The 20,368-nt window shown below is 36.9% G+C and carries 13 protein-coding genes; 1 reads left to right on the forward strand and 12 read right to left on the reverse strand.

Annotation, left to right across the window (positions count from 1 at the left end; genetic code table 11):
• Positions 1–5: 5 nt before the first annotated feature.
• The 12 genes from ACLNCS_RS00880 to ACLNCS_RS00935 form a co-directional block, all read right to left on the reverse strand.
• Entirely contained in the window at positions 6–743 is a 738-nt protein-coding gene (locus tag ACLNCS_RS00880) for an acyl-ACP thioesterase domain-containing protein (protein WP_424846747.1), read from the reverse strand.
• A gap of 4 nt (positions 744–747) precedes the next feature.
• Complete coding sequence (gene hemW, locus ACLNCS_RS00885) at positions 748–1,878, reverse strand: radical SAM family heme chaperone HemW (protein ID WP_074324896.1); 1,131 nt, start codon at positions 1,876–1,878, stop codon at positions 748–750.
• An 85-nt stretch (positions 1,879–1,963) separates the two neighbouring features.
• Positions 1,964–2,359: a YtxH domain-containing protein gene (locus tag ACLNCS_RS00890; protein ID WP_074324897.1), complete on the reverse strand. Its 396-nt coding sequence runs from the start codon at positions 2,357–2,359 to the stop codon at positions 1,964–1,966.
• Between the two features lie 14 nt (positions 2,360–2,373).
• Positions 2,374–2,757 (reverse strand): DUF948 domain-containing protein, encoded by a 384-nt coding sequence (locus ACLNCS_RS00895; protein ID WP_024053556.1) that lies wholly within the window; start codon positions 2,755–2,757, stop codon positions 2,374–2,376.
• Position 2,758: 1 nt separating this feature from the next.
• Positions 2,759–3,547 carry a prolipoprotein diacylglyceryl transferase gene (gene lgt, locus ACLNCS_RS00900; protein ID WP_074324898.1) on the reverse strand — a complete coding sequence of 263 codons (789 nt, stop codon included), beginning with the start codon at positions 3,545–3,547 and terminating at the stop codon, positions 2,759–2,761.
• Positions 3,540–4,475: an HPr(Ser) kinase/phosphatase gene (gene hprK, locus ACLNCS_RS00905; RefSeq protein ID WP_074324899.1), complete on the reverse strand. Its 936-nt coding sequence runs from the start codon at positions 4,473–4,475 to the stop codon at positions 3,540–3,542. The genes lgt and hprK overlap by 8 nt, the downstream gene beginning before the upstream one ends.
• A gap of 179 nt (positions 4,476–4,654) precedes the next feature.
• Positions 4,655–6,520 carry an LPXTG cell wall anchor domain-containing protein gene (locus ACLNCS_RS00910; RefSeq protein ID WP_074324902.1) on the reverse strand — a complete coding sequence of 622 codons (1,866 nt, stop codon included), beginning with the start codon at positions 6,518–6,520 and terminating at the stop codon, positions 4,655–4,657.
• 225 nt (positions 6,521–6,745) lie between these two features.
• Complete coding sequence (gene rpsU, locus ACLNCS_RS00915) at positions 6,746–6,922, reverse strand: 30S ribosomal protein S21 (protein ID WP_000048054.1); 177 nt, start codon at positions 6,920–6,922, stop codon at positions 6,746–6,748.
• Between the two features lie 229 nt (positions 6,923–7,151).
• Positions 7,152–8,945, reverse strand: a complete 1,794-nt coding sequence (locus ACLNCS_RS00920; protein ID WP_424846751.1) for an Ig-like domain-containing protein — start codon at positions 8,943–8,945, stop codon at positions 7,152–7,154.
• Between the two features lie 270 nt (positions 8,946–9,215).
• Positions 9,216–12,236, reverse strand: a complete 3,021-nt coding sequence (locus tag ACLNCS_RS00925) for a Spy0128 family protein (protein ID WP_424846753.1) — start codon at positions 12,234–12,236, stop codon at positions 9,216–9,218.
• Positions 12,237–12,514: 278 nt separating this feature from the next.
• Complete coding sequence (locus ACLNCS_RS00930; RefSeq protein ID WP_074325032.1) at positions 12,515–13,222, reverse strand: glucosamine-6-phosphate deaminase; 708 nt, start codon at positions 13,220–13,222, stop codon at positions 12,515–12,517.
• 150 nt (positions 13,223–13,372) lie between these two features.
• Positions 13,373–16,054, reverse strand: a complete 2,682-nt coding sequence (locus tag ACLNCS_RS00935; RefSeq protein WP_424846756.1) for a GbpC/Spa domain-containing protein — start codon at positions 16,052–16,054, stop codon at positions 13,373–13,375.
• A gap of 251 nt (positions 16,055–16,305) precedes the next feature.
• On the opposite strand from ACLNCS_RS00935, the gene ACLNCS_RS00940 reads away from it, so the two are divergent.
• Positions 16,306–20,286 (forward strand): glycoside hydrolase family 66 protein, encoded by a 3,981-nt coding sequence (locus ACLNCS_RS00940; RefSeq protein ID WP_424846758.1) that lies wholly within the window; start codon positions 16,306–16,308, stop codon positions 20,284–20,286.
• The last annotated feature ends 82 nt before the right edge of the window (positions 20,287–20,368 follow it).

Here is a 20,368-nt window from a genome sequence, read left to right on the forward strand (position 1 = left end):
ACTTTCTAATCTGTGTTAATTTCTTGCCAAATTATCTTTGCCTGAGCATTGATATCGCCATCACTTGTGACTTGGTGATTGCTTTCTAGTTGATTCAATTCGTAACTAGAAGTAATCATACCACCTGGTCGAACTTCCTTGACATACTTGAGGTTGATTTTTTTAGGAATATGATTGGTTAGGAAATCTGCCCCCATGACCTCAAAAATCCAGTCTAGGTATTTGCTGTTATTGACGTGGCCATTCATATCCAAGTCGTAAAAACGAACATGGTAATCTTTGCTAATCGCTTCTTCCAGCTCTGCGTATTTTGGCCCGCGAAGGAGTTTCTTAGAAAACTCAGATTGATAAGGAGCGACAATTTCTGGTTCTACAGGGTGGACCTTACGACTCTCACGATCCATAAGGACAAAGGTAGCTACCATGCGAATGATTTCTTGACCATCTTCATCATAAATAGTAAATCGGCGGTAGCAAAATAGACGATTGTAAGTCAAGGCTTCCGTTTCAATTGTGATTTCCTCAGCAAACCGAGGAAGTCTAATCACATCGATATCATAATCAGTGATAATCCAGACTAGATTATACTGTTCTAAAACATCCTTGTCACTCACTCCTAGATTAATTGATTGCATTCCTGATACTTGCAGGGACAACAAAATAACATCTGGCAACTTGATATGGCCATTCATATCAGCCATATCAAAAGGAATTTTCATCTTCATTTGATAAGTTAAGCCCATAATTCTACTCCAATATAAATCGTTCTGCTACTGTATCTCCTAAAAAGAGACCTTTTTTTGTCATTCGTATTTGTTGACCTTCTACTTGTAAAAGACCTTGATGACATAAATCTCTTACAACTTGACCATATAAATTTTCAAAAGATGTGCCAAATTTTTCTTCGAATCTTGCTTTTGAAACTCCTGTATTCTTGCGAAGTCCAAGAAACATCTCTTCTTCCATTTGTTCCCTTAGACTCAGGTGTTCCTCATTGATGCGAGCATTGCCTTCTTCTACTGCCTTTAGATAATGGCGGATTGGCCCATGGTTTTTATAGCGAACACCGTTTACATAGCCAGACGCACCTGCACCTATACCATAATACTCAGCATTATCCCAGTACATAAGATTGTGACGACTTTCAAAGCCAGGTTTTGAAAAATTTGAAATTTCATAATGCTCAAAACCAGCACGCTCTAATTCAGCAATGATATATTCGAACATTTCAGCTTCTACTTCTTCTTTAGGAAGTGGTAATTTCCCACGACGCATACGATTCATAAAGACCGTATGGTTTTCTAGAATCAAACTATAAAGGCTCATATGAGGTATATCAAGAGCGATGGCCTTGGCAACATTGTCCTTGACCTGGTCCATAGTCTGACCAGGAAGAGCGTAGATCAAGTCAATGGAAATATTATCAAACCCTGCTAACTTGAGACGATCTATATTTTCATAGATATCTTTCTCTAAATGACTACGACCAATTTTTTTCAGCATTTTATCATCAAAGGTTTGGACGCCCAATGAAACACGGTTGACTGCTGAATTTTTCAAAACTGCAATCTTATCCTCATCCAAATCACCAGGATTAGCCTCAATGGTTAATTCTTCTAAGACTGACAAATCTAAGTTTTTAGTCAATCCATCCAGAAGCACCTCTAACTGTGGCGCAGACAAGGCTGTCGGTGTACCTCCCCCAATATAGAGAGTACGCAACTTCTGAATGTCATAAGAATGAAATTCTTGCAGTAGATGTTCTAGATAGCTGTCTACTGGTTGATTTTTAATAAAGACCTTAGAAAAGTCACAATAATAACAGATTTGTGTGCAAAATGGAATGTGCACATAAGCTGATGTTGGTTTCTTCTGCATAGTATTTATTATACCACAAAGACTTCCCTCAATAAAAAAATCACCATCTCCGACTCTAAGGGAATCAAAAATGGTGATTTCTATTTTAATCTTCTTCGATTTCGATGATGATTTCTTGACCGTCTTCTGGGTCTTCAACAACTACTTTTTCTTCCAATTGTTCCTTGAGATTGTTCAAGGTCTCTTTTGAAGCTTCAGTCGCTTGTTGAGCTAAAGATTTAGATTTTTCAAGAACTGAATCCAAAGTAATTTCGCCTGATTCTACTTGTTCTTTTGTCTTTAGAACAAAATCTCTGGTTTGTTCTTTGACTTCTGTCAATTTTTCAAGAGCTTGTTCCTTAGCATATTCTGGATCTTCTCTCAGATCTTCAATAAAGTCTTGTGCTTGACTAGTAACACGTTTCCCTTTTTCACTTGTTAGAAACAAAGCAACAGCTACACCTGAAACAGTTCCTAAAAGGATTGATGATAATTTACCCATGAGTTATCTCCTTTTTATTTTTTGAAAAACTTACTTGCAATACGAACGGCAGATAAGCCTGCACTAGTCTTTAATGTTTTTGAACCTGCAGATGATGCTTTTTTACTCAAGACACGAGCCTGCTCATTTAAGTCAGAGACAGAAACAGAAAGGTCTGCAACTGCTGTAAAGAGTGGATCAATGGTTGCAACTTTGATATTGATATCATCAGCAAGAACATTGACCTTGGCAAGAAGTTCGTTTGTGTGATGTAGAGTAACATTTACATCTGAAGTTAGCGTTTTAACAGTATTTTCAGTTTCATCGATTACACGTCCAACTTTTTGAAGGGTAATAATCAAATAAACAATAAATACAATCAAGGCAATAGCCACAATAATATAAGCAACTTCTAACATTTTAATTCTCCTTTTTTACATTATAAAATGGTGCTTTTTTCCGATTTTGATAAACGATAATATAAATACCAAGTCCAATTAATAGAACAGACAACCACTGAGATACTCGAAGTCCAAAGAACATGAGACTATCTGTACGCATTCCCTCAATAATCATACGTCCAAAACCATACCAAATTAAGTAAAAGGCTGTGATATGACCACGACGAATGCCATTTAATCGGCGTCTAAAAATAACAATTAAAGCAAACCCAATCAGGTTCCAGATAGATTCGTATAAGAAGGTTGGTTGACGATAAGAACCATCAATATACATCTGATTCTTAATAAAACCAGGTAAATAATCAAGGTTTTCTACAACTGCTCCGTAAGCTTCTTGGTTAAAGAAGTTCCCCCAACGTCCTAGACTCTGAGCAATCATTACACTCGGAGCTGCAATATCCAAGAAATCCCAGGTATTGATTAATTTACGGTCTGCGAAAATATAAAGTACAATCGCTCCGGTAATTAGACCGCCGTAAATAGCAAGACCACCATTCCAGACAGCAAATATCTCCCCTAAATGTTGGCTATAATAGTCAAATTTAAAAATAACATAGTAAAGTCTCGCGCCGATGATTGACAAAGGGAAAGCCACTAAGATAAAGTCCAGAATATCTTCTGATAAGATTTTCTTTTTAGGAGCTTCTTTACTTGCCAAATATACCGCTAAGATAAGGCCTGAAACGATACAAAGTGCATACCATCTAATGGCAAATGGACCTATTTGAAAAGCAACTGGATCAATCATTTTGCACCTCGTTCTTTTCAATTAATTTCGTCAATCTTTCTTCAAACAGACGCGTCGCATCAAAGCCCATGTCTTTTGCACGATAATTCATAGCTGCCGCCTCGATAACAACAGAAATATTGCGCCCTGTTTTAACTGGGATGCGGATACGTGGAATGGTAACTCCAGAAACTTCTAGTTCTTCAGCATTATTTCCTAAGCGATCAAAGGTCTTATTTGTATCATAATTTTCCAAATAAACAGCTAGCTGAACTTGTGAAGAATCCTTAACGGCACTGGCACCGTATAGACTCATGACATCGATGATCCCTACTCCACGAATTTCGATCAGATGTTTCAAGATTTCAGCAGGTTCACCCCAGAGAGTCATTTCATCCTTAGAATAGATATCTACCCGATCGTCTGCTACCAAACGGTGACCACGTTTAACTAGTTCTAAACCTGTCTCACTCTTACCGATTCCACTATCACCTTGAATCAAAACACCCATACCATAGATATCCATTAGGACCCCATGTACACTTGTACGTTCCGCTAAACGTGAATCAAGATAGCTAGATAGTTCTCCAGACAAACGACTGGTTGCTGTACGACTAGTTAAAATCGCAATTTTACATTCTCTAGCAGCCTTCAACATTTCCTCTGGAACCACCAAACCACGGGCAACGATGACCGCAGGTGTTTCTGGTAGGAACATTTTTTTCAAAACAGTATAACGGTTGTGAGAAGACATACTGATCAGATAAGACCATTCCTTCATCCCCAACAATTGAATACGCTCTGGAGTATAGTAATCAAAATAGCCTGTCATTTCAAGACCAGGTCGCGTTATATCTGCAGTATTAATTTCCTTTTCAAGTAATTCAGGCTCCCCATAGACAATGTCTAATCTAAGCTTCTCAATTACTTCTTTTACTGAAACCGACATATATTTCTCCTTAAATCGAGTTCTCTTACTATTATATCAGATTGTAGGAAGAAGTTTGTATTTTTTACCGTGTTTACGCTATTAATTTATCTGATAATATTTGAACGATACAAAAAAGGATTAAACAATAAATTGTTGTCTAATCCTTCTGACTATTATTTCATAATAGATAATGCACTTTAGTTATCTTGTTTCTTTAAGCCCAAGACTCCAAGACCAGCTACCAAGAGTGCTACACCAGTTGCAAACAATGATTCTTTAGAACCAGTATTTGGCAATTCCTTTTTAGGTTCAGATGTTGTAGACGTAGTTTCAGGTCTTGTTTCTTCAGTTGTTTTACCTGAAGGAGTTTCTTCACTTGATTTACCTGGAGTTGTCTCAACTGTTGTAGTAGTGGTAGTTGATTTTTCTGTTGTTGTAGTTGTTGAAGTAGTCGTTGGCTCTTCTGTCGTTGTCGTTGTTGAAGTAGTCGTTGGCTCTTCTGTTGTTGTCGTTGTTGAAGTAGTCGTTGGCTCTTCTGTTGTTGTCGTTGTTGAAGTAGTCGTTGGCTCTTCTGTTGTTGTCGTTGTTGAAGTAGTCGTTGACTCTTCTGTTGTTGTCGTGGTAGTTGTAGTCGTAGTACTAGTTGTTGTCGTAGTTTGTTCTACTTTTTTATACCAGTGGATACGATTTCCTTCACGATCTTTTTCTGTTTTTACAAACTCATAACCATCAATAGTAGCTGGATCCTTCCACCCCTTATCTTGTGGCTTAAGAGTTTCTTTTGTATCGATATCCTTGTACTCTGTCACAAGCGTATCAAGAACTAATTGTGCACCTGCAGAGTCATTAATGATACGGTAAATATAGATACCCTTTGAATCTTTCCTATCAATAGTTGCCGTAGCTACTTTCGAAACATCATATTGCATTTTTTCAAGATCAATCTTAGATTTATCGATGATATTAATACGGTTTTGACCAACACCGAAGAATACTCCTAATTCTTTTGGAACATCTCCTGAAATCATTTCCATTGTAATTTTCTTTTCAGAAATAGAAGTTACTTTGAATGTTGGCTCAACACCTGTCGGGAATACATATGCGCCATATTCATTGACTTCATATGTACTATATACAGGCAAGATAAATCTTGAAGTAAAAGTATCTCCAACTTTGAGTGCAGTATCACCACTTGTTTTCCACTCAATTCCTGAAGCATCGTTTAATTCTAGTTCAACAGTTGAACCAACCTTCATCCCTTCTCTTCCACGAACTTGGAATTCAGTATAAGTTTCATATGAACCATCAGCTTTGAATTTAATTGTGTTTCCAGAAGGTGTGAAGTTGATTGAATTTGTTTCATTAGCAAATTGTTCTACTTTCGGAATATCTACTGTACTTGTCACAGAAGAAGATCCCACTTTAATCACTTGGTTTAAAGTGTAGTCTTTATTTGCGATTACAGCTCCATTATAAGCGTTATCTGATTTAATTTGGAACTTGACTTGTTTCAATATATCTGGTTTTTCAGCTTCAATAGCTTTCGTAAATGTAATTTTTAATGTCGCGCGTGTTGATTCCAATTCAGCTTGTCGCATTTGAGCTGTATCGTTTGAACCTTGACGTGCTTTATTGACGTTTTCAAACGAAACAATTGAAATTTTACCAATTGTCTTACCTTCGTAAGTGACATCCTTGCCATTTAATTGATTTAAGATAGCGACGTTTTCTAATGTAACTGTAACATAGTCGCCTTCTTTCACATCATCTTCTGTAATTGAAAAAGAAAGGTCTACATCTGTATAGTATTCATAATATTTAATGTCATGATTTTTAATAGTACCAGTCACTTCTGCAGCTACTTCTCTAGCTTCACGTGCAGGAGTTTCTGTAGTTGTTACAGCTTCAGCAGTAGTTGTTGCTTCAGCACTTGTTGTAGAAATTTGCTCAGCTGTCGTTGCTTCTTCAGCAGTAATAATTTCTTGACTTTGAAGTGCAGCCAAAAGCACTCCAGTAGACAACAAAGTGATCAATAATTTTCCAAACCTTTTCTGGTTTTTCATCCCCATTTACCTCCGTGTAAAATTACACCATTTTAATATGATTTTACTATATTTGTCTATTTAATTCAACTAAAATACATAATTTGTTTTATAACTAAAATAAAAAGATTTTTTACTATTAAGTTTGAACTTTTTCCAATTCATAAATAATCATTGAAACATGTAAAATTATTCGGGTCTTAAGAATACAAAAAAGACTAGACAAGTCTAGCCTTTCATTTTAAATTAGAATTTTTTACGTTTACGAGCTGCTTCTGATTTACGTTTACGTTTTACAGAAGGTTTTTCATAGAATTCACGTTTGCGTGTTTCTTGAAGAGTACCAGCTTTAGTAACCGCACGTTTGAAACGACGAAGTGCATCGTCAAGAGATTCATTCTTACGTACTACTGTTTTAGACATTTTTTTCACTCCCTTCAAGTTCAAGATCTATTCTATTTTACATGGATAAGAGCTATTTGTCAAGACTAAAATGCTTTATTCCATGAATTTCCACTATTAATTTCAAACTTGATATTATCACTTTTTTATAAAAAATAATTTATTAAGTAGGAAGATTTATATACACTCATTAAATTGAAAAGAGAGCCTTTCGGCTCTCTTTAAGATAGTGTAGATTTTCTAAAAATTATTATTTAGTAAATTTACGTTTCATAACAACTGTTCCTGACATGATTACCACACCAGTTAATACAAGTACTAGGCTTGTAGCCTCACCAGTAAATGGCAGACTTGGTCGCTCTTCTGTAGTAGTTGTTGTATCTGCAGGTTTTGGAGCTTCAGTCGTTGTTGTATCTGCAGGTTTTGGAGCTTCAGTCGTTATTGGAGCCTCTGTTGTTGTTGGAGCTTCAGTCGTTGTTGAAGCTTCTGTTGTGGTTGGAGCCTCAGTCGTTGTTGGAGCTTCTGTTGTGGTTGGAGCTTCAGTCGTTGTTGGAGCCTCAGTCGTTGTTGGAGCCTCAGTCGTTGTTGGAGCTTCTGTTGTGGTTGGAGCCTCAGTCGTTGTTGGAGCTTCTGTTGTGGTTGGAGCTTCAGTCGTTGTTGGAGCCTCAGTCGTTGTTGGAGCCTCAGTCGTTGTTGGAGCCTCAGTCGTTGTTGGAGCCTCAGTCGTTGTTGGAGCCTCAGTCGTTGTTGTGGTTTGTTCTTTTGGATTGACAATTGTTTTGGTAACTGACTTATCTGCTCCAAAATCTGTTGCATTTACTTCTGTATCTGCAGCATTCATAACATAACCTTTTGGAGCTTCAACCTCTGTGAGAATATACTTATCTTTTAAAAGACCAGTTACTGTAATTTTTCCTTCAGCATCTGTAACGTATTCTCCAATAACTTGATTATTAGCTTGTCGTACGACTTTAAACTTAACACCAGCTACTGGTTGATTTTCATCATCAACTTTATGAATATTAATTGTAAATACGTAACCAACCCCTGAACCACCTGCTACTTGAACGACAGTGGATTGCTCAACATATTTAACAGCCTTCCCTTTACCTTTTAACACAGCATCATTATTTAATTTTTCTCCGTCTGCTGGTGAATAATTGGCTTGAACTTTATATTCAATTCGATATTGATCTGACTCTGTGATGTCACCAAGTTGTACAACAAATGATTGGCCATCTTCACTTACTGTAACAGTATGTTGGTCTGTCACATCTGTTCTATCAGTAAATTCCCAAAGACCATTGACATAGTCAAACTTACCTTTGATTACTCGAATGCTATCTTTGATATAAGTTGCATTAGAAAACTTCAATGTATCTTCTACTGTAGCATCTTGAAGACTTTCCTTAGTACGGTTGATTGAAATGGTATAAGAGAGTGTCTTTTGATCTTCACTACTTACCCATCCTGTTTTAGAAAACAACACAGGGTTTCCATCTCCAACACCGGTGAAGTTAACTTTTCCAACTACTTGTGCTTTCCCATTAATCGTTACCTCGACAGGGATTTCTCCTTCTTCAGGGTGTTTTTGGAAATCTACTCGAGTATAAACATAGAAAGAACCTTTGGTATCAGAGTGTTTTTCAACATAATCAGTATAGGTTAAGACGATATGTTTTTTTGTTTCATCAATCTGAGCATTTGCGATAATTTCATTTGTTTTCTCATCACGAATTTCAAAGTTTTGGGATTCTATATATAGAAAATCTGATAAATCAACTGTAGTTGTATCGCCAGCTTTAACATTTTTATCTGTTAAGTCATAATTTGCATTTAGCTTAAATGTAACCCACTGCTGCAAATCTTTATCAAGATTACCACCTTTTTCATTCGTAATATTGAGTGAAGTAATTGTGTCAACAGTCTTACTATTAGACGTAGTAGCCGATGTTTCAGCAGCAGCTTTTGTTAAGCTTAGTGAAACAAATACAGTTAATATACAAACAATGAAAAAGATAAACGATAGTTTTTTCTTATTCATTTTCATGTCTCCTTTAAATTATTAGTTTATTAAAACTAGTACAGTATACCAATATTTACATTCTATGTCTACTTTTATAACTAAAATAAACCAAAAAAAATTATCAAGATTACTTTTAGATATTAAATATGTCTTTTAAATCTAATAATAATATAAATCTATTATTGAGAATCGTTTCTTACAACCTTTTCATTTAAAATAGATAATCATTGTTTGTAAATAAAAAGGAGAGAGCAATGCTCTCTCCTCTCTAAAGAAACTTATCTAATATTATTTAGAAAATTTACGTTTCATAACTACAGTTCCTGACATGATTACCACACCAGCCAATACAAGTACTAGGCTTGTAGCTTCACCAGTAAATGGAAGACCTGGTTTGTCTTCTGTTGTTGTAGAACGAGCTGGTTCTGGAGTCGTAGTTGAACGACTTGGTTCTGGTGTTGTAGTAGGACGACCTGGTTCTTCATTAGTCGTTGTTGTTGTAGTTGTTGTAGTTGTTGTAGTGCCGCCGTTACCACCACCGTTTCCTGGGTAATATGGGATTGTCGTAGTTGTTGTAGTTGGTGTTGGGGCTTCAGTTGTTGTTGGAGCCTCAGTTGTTGTTGGAGCTTCAGTTGTTGTTGGAGCTTCAGTTATTGTTGGAGCCTCAGTTGTTGGAGCTTCAGTCGTTGTTGGAGCTTCAGTTGTTGTTGGAGCTTCAGTCGTTGTTGGAGCTTCAGTCGTTGTTGGAGCTTCAGTCGTTGTTGGAGCTTCAGTCGTTGTTGGAGCTTCAGTTGTTGTTGGAGCTTCAGTTGTTGTTGGAGCTTCAGTTGTTGTAGTGTAAGTGTTTGTGAACTTACGAGTTGAATCTGCTTCTTTAACAGTTGAAACTAGTTTACCTTCGCCATTATCTACTACTAAGACATGGATTGTATAACTTTCAGTTGAGTATGTAACTCCTTCTTCTGAACCAGCTTTTTCTGTCAACACGTATTCGTGCTCGCCTGCTTCAGTGTATGAAAGTTTGAAGGCTACTTCGTTTGTTGCAACTTCAACACCCTCAACTTGTTTACCATTTGATGATGTTGCGATGACGTTTCCGCCTTCACTCAATTCAAACTCAAATTGTTCTTTAGCAAGTTCTTTACCAACTAATTCTTTAGTTGCTTTGATAACAGCTTCTGCTGGAGTTGCTTTATATGTGTTTGTAAACTTACGAGCTTCATCTGCTTCTGTAACAGTAGCTACGAGTTTACCTTCACCGTTATCTACAACTTTAACATGAACTGTATAGCTTTCTTTAGAGTATGTAACTCCTGCTACTGAACCAGCTTTTTCTGTAATGACATATTCGTGCTCTCCAGCTTCAGTGTAAAGAACTGAGAAGACTACTTCATTTGTTGCAGCTTCAACACCATTGACTGTCTTACCATTTGAAGACGTTGCAATGACGTTACCACCTTCGCTCAATTCAAATTCAAATTGTTCGTTAGCAAGTTCTTTACCAACCAATTCTTTAGTTGCTTTGAATGTAGCACGAGCTGGTGATGGCTCATATGTGTTTGTTAAAGTTGGTGCTTGAGTTGTAACCTCAGCTTTAAGTGTTCCACCTTCAGCTTTAACAACGACTGTTACTTCGTATGAGTTTTCATCAAATGTGATACCTGGAACTTTTGTTTCAGTATTTTCTTTGATGACATAGTTGTAGGTACCAGGACCTTTAGCTTTCAAACCTTCAAATGTGATGCTTCCATCTGCTTTGTTTGTTGTTGAAGCAATTGGAGTAGTCAAGTTATTTGCATTGTACAAATCAAACTTGAACTCACCATCTTTCAAGGCTACTGGACGATTTCCAGCAATTACTTTCTTAGCAGTGATTGAGAAATCTGCTGCGATTGGTTCGTCTTGAAGGTTAATCTTAGAACCTTCAGCTCCAAGAGTTACCTTGTATTCTGTTTCATCAAGAGTATATCCAGCAGGAGCTGTTTTCTCTTTAATGATGAATGTCTTACCGACATATTTCTGATCAAACTCATCAGAGATTGCCACACCTTTTTCATTTGTAGTCAATTCTGTAGAGATAGTTCCATCTTCTGACTTCACTGTATAAACAGCGCCTGCAACTGGAACCAATGTGAAGGCATTTGTCTTGTTGATCTTAATCTTGAAGGCTGTAGAAGCTTCGATTTGTCCTTTTACAAGAGATACACGTTCAGCTTCGAACTTTAAATTTGTACGATTACTACGATAAGTAAGTGGAGTTCCATCTGCTGTAGTCAACTGGATAACGTTTTGAACTTTTCTTCCGTCACCAGGTGTAGTTGTATGGTACTCAACCCAGTATGATTTAGAACCATCTGCAAAGATAAGCTTGAACTGAGTATAGTTCTCATTCCAAGCTACAGTATAGTCCGTACCTTCTACCATTTTCTTAGCATCATCAGGAACTTGAGAAGTACCATCGTTCAATGTGGCAGAAGAATAAACTACCAATGACTCTGGGATATACTGGATAGGAGCAAACTCAGATGTATTTGGAAGGAAGTCATTCAAAACTAAGTTCTTACCATAGTCTTGTCTTCCTGTGTTAACACGAATTCTCCATGGAGAGTATACGTCACCTTTACCTACTGAACCAATTGCTGCTAACTTTGCTGAAGTCCATTCTTTACTTACAACATCGTTACCAACCTTAGCATAGTTTTCGAAACCTTCTTGTTTGCTGTCAACTGTCTTAGATGTAAAGGTATGTGTGATTGTTTTACTAACACCCTTGTTTTCAAAAGTTAGTGGTGTTGCTGTTTGGTCACTCTTGAACAAGAAAGTAATTGCATAATTTCCTTTTACGCCTTTAACGATATCCCCGCCTGTTTTAGCTTGGAACTCATCAAGGTTCTTCAAAGTAACACGTGCCTTACCACCTTGGTTATCACCATTAGCAGTAACAACTACTGTACCGATATTAACTTTTGTTTCTTTATCGTACAATTCAGTAGTCCCGTTATATACGGTTACTGGTGTAGGAATATCTACATCAAAGTAATCGCCATTGGTCAATTTTCCATCATATTGCTTGAGGTCAAATTGAACAAAGAACTGATTTGTACGATTGGTAATAATCTGATAAGTACCGTCACTATTCGGTTCCAATTTGGAATCCGACATGTTGAGGACACTTATATCAGTTACTACACCCGTTAGTTCTTTTCCATCTGCATAAGCGACATTGGTCGATAAGAACAATACACTCAAGAAGGTCAGAACTGATACAAAAAATATTAGAAACGGCTTTTTCTTAGACTTTTTCACCATTAAATATTTCCTTCTTTCCCTATTTTTTTAAATATATTGAATTATTGACTAACTCACCATCATAGTACTAAAATATAATCTAAAAGTCAATGAAAACGAGGCTCGGAAGCCTCATTTTTAATAAATTACAAATATAATTATTTTATTTCTTTACAATTATAAGTTTTATATTTATAATGTACGTTTTTATTATAATTTTACTTTTTTATATACATGAATTTTCATAAAGTTACAAAAACCATTCAAAAATTTTTGAATGGTTTTCATTTATACGAGAACTATTTTTTCAATAAGCTAAGTGCTCCAGCATCCGCAATAATAGTTACATCTGGATGGTTTTGCAAACTACTTGCTGGAAGACTTTCAGTAACTGGACCTTCAACAGTTCCAGCGATGGCTTCTGCTTTAGATTCACCATAAGCAAAGAGAAGAATAGATTTTGCATCTAGAATATTTTTAATTCCCATTGAGATAGCTTGTGTTGGTACATCTTCAATCTTATCAAAGAAGCGAGCATTTGCTTCAATAGTAGACTGATCAAGATCTACAAGGTGGGTTTGACTATCAAATGGAGTTCCTGGCTCATTAAAGCCAATGTGACCATTTCGACCAATTCCCAAGATTTGTAAATCTACTGGATGATCTGCAAGAATTTGATTATAACGTTCTACTTCTTCTTCTGCATTATCTTTTACACCACGCGGTAAAAAGCTTTCTTTGAATGGCTTTTTATTGAATAGATTTTCTTGCATAAAGTAACGATAAGATTGTGGGTTATCTCCATCAAGTCCTACATATTCGTCCAAGTTAACGCTAGTAAGATTTGAAAAATCAAGATCACTCTTAACGATTTCTCCATAAAATTCGAGCGGACTGCTACCTGTCGCAAGTCCTAATGTTTGAGCACCGTTTGCTAACTTTTCTTTTAAAATTTCAAAAGCTACTTTTCCACCTTCTTCAGGATTTTTCACTTTAATAACTTTCATAATTGTTCCTCCGTATTTCTTTATTTCATTATATGGTATAGACCAATTTTTGTCAAGTGTAAACGGTTTAATATTTTAAATTTCATAGGATAAAGTTAAGTAAAAAAAGAAGACTAAACTAGTCTTCTCTTTTTAAACTGTCAGAATGAATTAGTCTTCTTTTTTCTTTCTTGACAAAGCATAACCGGCAGTAGCTAAACCAATAAGTGCTGAATAAGTCATGAATGATTGTTCAACTGAACCAGTATTTGGCAATGATTTCTTAGATGATTCTGGTTTTGATTCTGGCTTAGGCTCTGGTTTTGGTTCTGGCTTAGGCTCTGGTTTTGGTTCTGGCTTAGGCTCTGGTTTTGGTTCTGGCTTAGGCTCTGGTTTTGGTTCTGGCTTAGGCTCTGGTTTTGGTTCTGGCTTAGGTTGTGGTTTTGGTTCTGGCTTAGGTTGTGGTTTTGGTTCTGGCTTAGGTTGTGGTTTTTCATTTTCCTTGATAAGCACAACATTTTTATTCCATTCAACAACTGGTTTTTCTGTTTCTTTCTTAACAGGATCCTTCACCAACTCAGGTGCTTCTGGTTTAACCGGTTCACTTGGTAAGACAGGTACAGTTTTATATTCTGGTTCTGTCGGTGGAACTGGTTTTTCTTTAACAGTTGGTACTTCTGTCAATTCTGGTTTTTCAGGTTTAACTGGAGGTGTTGGTTCTGTTGGTTTAACTGGCTCTTCACCTGGATCTTGAGGGAAGCCAACATTTGAGTTGATAGAGAACCAATAGAGAGTTGCTTCGCCTGTTGCGTTAGCACCTTTTGCTGTAAATTCAAGATGACCATCTTTCAAAATAACAGCAGCACCACCATAGTAAAGGTAAGGGCTCTTAGGATCATCCCAACCCTTAGTTTCACTTGAAGAGTCTGCATTAAATGTAGCACCTTGATCCATGTATTGGTTTTGTTCTTTAGCAGATACTTCTTTTGTCGATGAATCTTGGTCTACACTTGAATTTGGAAGTTTAATAAACTCTTTGTCACCAATGTTTACAGACTCAACGTGAGGAGTATCTTGGTGCTTCATTTTTGGTGTGTATCTCAAAACACCAGATGTAGCGTCTACAGTGTAAGAACCGATAACGTCTGATTTATCACCGAATGTGTAATCTTCAGTACCAACTGAGTGACCATTTCCGCCACCAGATGCGTTCACTGTTGTAGCATCAACTGCTGTTTCTCCAGTTACTTTGAAGGCATCATCAACCCATGTTGCTTTTTGAGCAACAATTTTCAAAGGATTATCAGCATTGATATCAACTTCTGCACTACCGAAGTCAGCCTTACCGCTTTTCACAACAACGTCTGCACCATCAAGTTTTGGTTCACTTCCATCTGAATATGGATCCCAAGTTCCACGAACTGTATTGCCTTCGCTATCTTTAGCTTCAACAACTAGAGGACGAGGTTTGTCATTTTCAACATAAGATGCACCATTCCAGTGGTTAAGTGAGTTAAGGGCAAGGATTGCATTGTGTTGTGACAAATCAATCAATTGGTCATTTTCATCATAAAACTCAATGTCAACACCAACTGTAACTGGGTTTTCAGTATCAGTTGAGCTACCAATTGTCATTGTAACCGCTGGATCGTTATAAATTTGAACGATTCCTTTTCCATCTGATGATGGAAGGCTCTTCACATCGTATTTATAAACAACTTTTGCAATACGTTTTTCTTCGCTACCTTTTACAATTTTAGCTTGAGTAAGTCCTGTGTATGTCACATCAAATTTATCTCCGACTTTTACAACTCCCCACTCAATTTCATTTTTAGCATATGGGTTTGTAGTTGTCAAATCAGAATCTTGTAGATTCTTTGTTTCATACATTTTAGTAGCTTTACCATCACCGTACATACGAGATTGACCTTCTTTTGTCAAGTAAGTTGTTAATCCAGTTGTTTGGTGTGTGATTTTAGTTGTTTCGCCATCAGCAAGTTCTTCAGAGAGGAATGTCAAATCTTGTTTGTATTTCTCAGGATTTCCACCACGCTCTGCAACCATCTTATTGAAGGCATCTTTAGCATCATCGTATTGTGCTTTTTTCTTGTTGTAAATTTCGAGCTCAATCAAGTAAGCAGCTTGTGCTTCATCATAAGCAGCTTTTTTAGTCTTGTAGTCAGCTAATTTAGCTTCATATTCTGCTTGAGCTAATTTATTACTTTCAGCAGCTTCTTGATTTGCTGTTACAGATGCATTGTATGCTGCAAGTGCTGTGTTATATTCTTCAAGAGCTTTTTCATAAGCAACACGTGCTTCTTCATTACTCTGTTCTACTGCTGTTTTTTCTGCTGTTTTTTCAGTCAATTCTTTTTCGTAAGCAGTAAGTTTTGCGTTGTAAGCCGCAAGCTCTTTATCGTAGTTTGCTTGTGCAGCAGCATTTTTAGCATCAACTTCAGCTTTTTCTTTTTCGAAAGCTTCTTGATTTGCTGTTACTTCAGCTTTATAATCAGCTACAGTTTTATTAATATCAGTAACTTGTTTTTCGTAATCTTTAGCAGCGGCCTCCTCTGAATCTTGCTTTTTAGTCTCAGTTTCTTTAACTTCAAGACCTTCATTTGTGGCAGCAGTTTTAGCTTCTTCCAACTTCTCTGGAACTGCAACTTCTTTTGTTTCTTCTCCAGCTACTGTTGTAATTGAAGTAACCGGTGTAGTTGCTGATGAAGTTTCATCGGCAGATACAGTCGCAATACCTGCAGCAGCAATCACTGTTGCGACCGCAACAGAACCAAAAGCAACTGAGGTTTTTCTCAAGGCATACTTAATCGTTTTATTATTCTTTAACGATGACATGACAAACTCCTTTTTAAATGTTTTTTATTTATGCTTCTCAAGCAAAAAGAATTTTTGTTCTTCGAAGTCAGAAAAATCGTAACAAAAATAATTTAAAAAGTCAAGTATTTTTATATGTTTTTTTCAAACTTTTTTCACTTTGTTTTCAGGAGTTTTTCATTTTGATTTCAAAAAATTTACGTTTTTGTTGACATTTTCCTATGATATGTCGTATAATTTCAACTAACAAAATTTAATGATTGGGGGATATAATGAAATCTTCAAATAACTTTTCTCAAGAAAAAGGTCACGGCTATTTCCGTAAGCGGAATAAAGTACTTGTATCTATGATTACGGTCTTTGGTTCTTTAATGTTAAGTTCTGTTGCTATGGCAGATGAAGTTGCTTCAACTACAACTTTATCTACAAACGTAACTACATCAAGTCAACCAGCCACTAGTACTGAGACCACTAGTGAGCAACCTACTACAACAACTAGTGAGGAAACCCCAAAGACTTCTTCAAGTGAAGAGACATCATCTTTGCCTCAAACTGCAAGTGCAACTGAACCAACAACTCGTAGTACTTCAGTGGCAACAAGCACTTATAACACACCAAAAATCCAAAACGATGTAACATTTAACAAAGCCACATATAAAAGTGGCGAGGATGTTAGCATCTCAATCAATAATCCAAACGTAACTTCATCTGATTTGACAGTATCTCATTTAGACAAAGTCATTTATGAGTTGAAGAATACTCCAGGAAATTCACTTGTCATTCCAAACTCTGTTTTTTCTCCAAATTCTGGTTATCTCATTGACGTCATCGGAAAGAATGCTGATGGAAAACAAGAACTTCACAAAGTAGCTGGTCTATCAGTCGAAGATGATTGGACTGTATATCCACGTTATGGTGTTGTTGCAGGTTCAAAAGACAATCACAATTCAATCACAAAAGATCAAGTGGAAGGATATAAAAATAGTATTGACCAATTGGCCAACATGCACATCAACAACTACTTCTTCTACGACGTTTACAATACTCCTGCTAATCCATTCCCGGCTAATGTTGAACGATTCACTCAAGATTGGGCTACTTTCTTGATTCCGAAAGATGAAACAGATCCCGAAAAACGTAAAACATACTTACCGGTTATTGACACAGAAGCTGTAAAAGAGTTGGTTTCTCATGTTCATTCAACTGGTGCTAAAGCTATGCTTTATAATATGATTTACGCTGTGTCTCTTGACGAAAAAATCCCAGACCAAGTAAAAAGTGCGATCGTACGCAACTTGCAAGATCACTTCAACTTTGGAAAGACTGGTGATGTTACAGCGACTGACATCCAACAATTTCTAGATCCAGGAGATCCAAACTGGCAAAACTTTATCATCAATGTGATGTTAAAAGCCATGAAAGAAGGCGGCTTCGATGGTTGGCAAGGGGACACTATGGGGACTAACTTGGTTGAAAAAGTTAACGAACCTGGAAAAGCTTTCTCTTTAAGTGAAAACTATCCAAAACTAGCCGCAGCTGCAACAAAGGCCCTCAAAAAAGAAGGCTATGACTTCATGATCAACGATATCTCTACTGGAGATGCTGATCGATTAGGAAAAACAAATGTCTCTGCACCATACGCGGAAGTTTGGGGAGATAGCATCGCCTATGATTCTACCTATCAAGCCTTAACACGTTTGACTGAGCGTATGCGAGATTTATACAACGGAAAATCTCCAATTATCGCTGCTTATACTCACCGTGAAAAAAATGCAGCAAAACTCAGCAAAGACAATGAATTGCTAACAGATGCAATTATTGCAGCAAGTGGTGGTTATCATATGACCACTGCTGCTCTCAATACATCTCAAGATGAAAAAGGTTTTGGTGTTATTCAGGCTGAATGGTACCTCAATCAAAACTTACCAGTCAATGCTGATTTTGCTAATGCAGAATTCAACTACCAAGAATTTATCGTTGCCTACCAAGAACTCCTTCGTGGACGCGAAACTTTAGCACATGATACTCGCCGTATTGGAGACAATACAAATGTTCTTGTTGATGGTAACTTTATCGGTTCTAATCTTGATAATTCAGATGGTGTTCAACCTGGTACCGTTTATACCATCACAAAAGAAACTAAAACTGGTGACCGAATTGCTCATTTGATTAATTTAGTTGGAATTACTGAAAACAAATGGAATAGTGCTGTTAATTCCACTACGAAACTGACTAACATCCAAGCTTTTGTACCACTCGGTAGAATTTCAAAAGATCAGGCCGAACATGCGAATATCTATTGGGCTACACCAGATGCTGTAGAAGGAAAATATAATATTCAACTTCGTGAAACTACTGCCAATGTATATTATGACAGCGGGGCCGGTCAATGGATGGCTGCAATTGATGTTCCTAACCTAGATGTATGGGATATGCTCTATGTCAAACTTAATGAAGTTGCCCGTGTTCTTTATCAAGATGAAACTGGTAAAGAACTGGAACGTTCAAGCGACTTTGTTGGACATACTGATGAAAAGATTGACTACTCAACAAAAGATACGATTGCTAAATACCTAAAACAAGGTTATAAACTAGTTGAGAACGAATTTGATAAAAATGGACCAGCAAAATTTGACCGAGATGCTTCAAACATTAATGGTGATGGCATCCAGGAATTCATCGTTCGCTTTACACCAAAAATTGTAGATTTTTCTGAGACACAACCAATTCAAGTTGGCCAAGTTGTTCCAGGAGATACCGATGGTAGCCTCTATCCAACTCCTAAAGCTCCAAATGGAAAATCTATTAGTGATCTCAATCATTTATCAGAAAAAGTAACTCGTACTATCACCTATGTTACTGAAGATAAGAATGGTAACAATCGTCAAGAAGCTGACATCGTTTCAAAAACAGATAGTTTAAACTTTAGCCGAAAAGGAACTATCAATTTGGTAACTGGAGAAACAACACTTGAAGATTGGGTGTCTAAAGACGGTACTACTTTCGCAGATTATGAAAATCCAGTCAAAAATGGATATGTTGTCGTATCTAAAGAATCAAATGCAACAATCTCTCCTGATCTTAATAAATCTGGAGGTCATACTGGAATCCTAGCTGAATCTGATGACATTTCTGATATTGTTGTCTACCGACCAGTCGGTGTTTATACAATTAGTTATGCATCAGGAAAAGAACCATCAAATGCTATTAAAGAGATTGCATATTTAAATGATCCTTCTAATCCAACTGCTATTTCAGCGCCAACTGCAACTCTACCATATATTGAAGGGTTAGAACCAAAAGATGCAACTGGAAAAATCTTAACCTTTGTAGATCCACTTGATGAAACAAAGGGATACCTTCTTCCTACTGCAACTTCTGCTACTAATGATACAGTAATTACTTATACAATTTCTCAAGGATCAGTGACGGTACAATTCCTCATTATAGGCAGTGATACCGAATTACAAGACTCTCAAACAGTTTCTGAAAACGCAGACTTTGGTACGAACTATACTACAGATGCACCAAAAGTAATTACAAAAGACGGTCTAGTCTATAATTTAGTTGGTCATCGTGAGGGTTCTGCTGATGTTTCAGGAACAGTATCTAAGGGAAATAAAACAGTAATTTATGACTACAAACTTGCTTTAGGAAATGTAATAGCACGATTTGTCCTTCAAAACACCACAACTGAATTGCAACCAGCTATCGTTATTGCTTCAAATGCAGATAACGGTTCTGCCTACATTGCTGTTGCACCGGACGAAATTTCTTATAATGGTCAAACATACGAACGTATTAGCAGTGCACAACAATCAGGCCAAGTCGGAGTAGGAACTACAGATCTGATTTTTGAATACAAAGTCAAAGAATTACCAACTCCTCAACCTCAAACTCAGCCTCAGCCTCAGCCTAAACCTCAAACTCAAACTCAACCTCAAACTCAAACTCAAACTCAGCCTCAAACTCAAACTCAGCCTCAAACTCAAACTCAGCCTCAACCTCAAACTCAAACTCAAACTCAGCCTAAACCTCAAACTCAACCTCAAACTCAAGTTCAACCTCAAACTCAAGTTCAAGTTCAAGGTTCTGAACGCCAAAAAGAGTCAATACAATCAGAAAGAACTTTGATTAAACCTGGTAGTCAGCTACCTGCAACAGGAGAGCAAAATTCCCAATTAGCATATCTTGGATTTGCTTTTCTCACTGGATTTGCAGGTCTTGTCGGTTATAAAAAGAAACAAGATTAAACTACTATAATTTTAAAAACCCAAGGAATAAGTCCTCGGGTTTTTTTATAAGAAAATAACAAAGAGGCCTTGCTCTTACGAG

This window comes from Streptococcus sp. CL9.43, assembly GCF_049737935.1.
In the GTDB taxonomy this organism is placed as follows: Bacteria; Bacillota; Bacilli; order Lactobacillales; family Streptococcaceae; genus Streptococcus; species Streptococcus infantis_I.

Coding starts and splice junctions, on each gene's coding strand:
- ACLNCS_RS00880 (WP_424846747.1), bottom strand. CDS start 743: ATGGGCTTAACTTATCAAATGAAGATGAAAATTCCTTTTGATATGGCT.
- hemW (WP_074324896.1), bottom strand. CDS start 1,878: ATGCAGAAGAAACCAACATCAGCTTATGTGCACATTCCATTTTGCACA.
- ACLNCS_RS00890 (WP_074324897.1), bottom strand. CDS start 2,359: ATGGGTAAATTATCATCAATCCTTTTAGGAACTGTTTCAGGTGTAGCT.
- ACLNCS_RS00895 (WP_024053556.1), bottom strand. CDS start 2,757: ATGTTAGAAGTTGCTTATATTATTGTGGCTATTGCCTTGATTGTATTT.
- lgt (WP_074324898.1), bottom strand. CDS start 3,547: ATGATTGATCCAGTTGCTTTTCAAATAGGTCCATTTGCCATTAGATGG.
- hprK (WP_074324899.1), bottom strand. CDS start 4,475: ATGTCGGTTTCAGTAAAAGAAGTAATTGAGAAGCTTAGATTAGACATT.
- ACLNCS_RS00910 (WP_074324902.1), bottom strand. CDS start 6,520: ATGAAAAACCAGAAAAGGTTTGGAAAATTATTGATCACTTTGTTGTCT.
- rpsU (WP_000048054.1), bottom strand. CDS start 6,922: ATGTCTAAAACAGTAGTACGTAAGAATGAATCTCTTGACGATGCACTT.
- ACLNCS_RS00920 (WP_424846751.1), bottom strand. CDS start 8,945: ATGAATAAGAAAAAACTATCGTTTATCTTTTTCATTGTTTGTATATTA.
- ACLNCS_RS00925 (WP_424846753.1), bottom strand. CDS start 12,236: ATGGTGAAAAAGTCTAAGAAAAAGCCGTTTCTAATATTTTTTGTATCA.
- ACLNCS_RS00930 (WP_074325032.1), bottom strand. CDS start 13,222: ATGAAAGTTATTAAAGTGAAAAATCCTGAAGAAGGTGGAAAAGTAGCT.
- ACLNCS_RS00935 (WP_424846756.1), bottom strand. CDS start 16,054: ATGTCATCGTTAAAGAATAATAAAACGATTAAGTATGCCTTGAGAAAA.
- ACLNCS_RS00940 (WP_424846758.1), top strand. CDS start 16,306: ATGAAATCTTCAAATAACTTTTCTCAAGAAAAAGGTCACGGCTATTTC.